The organism is Onishia niordana (assembly GCF_004798965.1).
Classification (GTDB): Bacteria; Pseudomonadota; Gammaproteobacteria; order Pseudomonadales; family Halomonadaceae; genus Onishia; species Onishia niordana.
The window spans coordinates 1-302 of record NZ_SDSD01000044.1 but is presented as its reverse complement, the minus strand read 5'-3'; the positions used below and the strand labels follow the sequence as shown (position 1 = coordinate 302).

General features: G+C 28.8%; 1 protein-coding gene. It reads right to left on the bottom strand.

Annotated elements, in window-relative coordinates; all coding sequences use genetic code 11:
• Positions 1-302, bottom strand: a 302-nt coding sequence (locus ETC27_RS18465; protein ID WP_136256066.1) for a PAS domain S-box protein, incomplete at both ends; no start/stop codon positions are given.

Below are 302 nucleotides of genomic sequence, written 5' to 3'. Positions count from 1 at the left end.
CCAAATTCACTTTTCACTGTAATACCACTAGCAATTGTTGATATTACACTAAGTGGTTGTCTCCATTGATGTGCAATATTTCCAATCATTTCTCCCATTGAAGCTAGTTTTGCTTGGGATTCAAGTATTTTACGTTGTGTTAAGTCTTTTGCAATACCTATATAACCTTGAGTTTGATTGTTTTTATCTTTTAGTGTTGTAATTGCTAATAGAATAGGAATTTCTTTTCCTGCTTTAGTAATATATGTCCATTCATATTCATTTTCTAAATTTAAATCAGATTTAATACTAAGTGTTTTAAA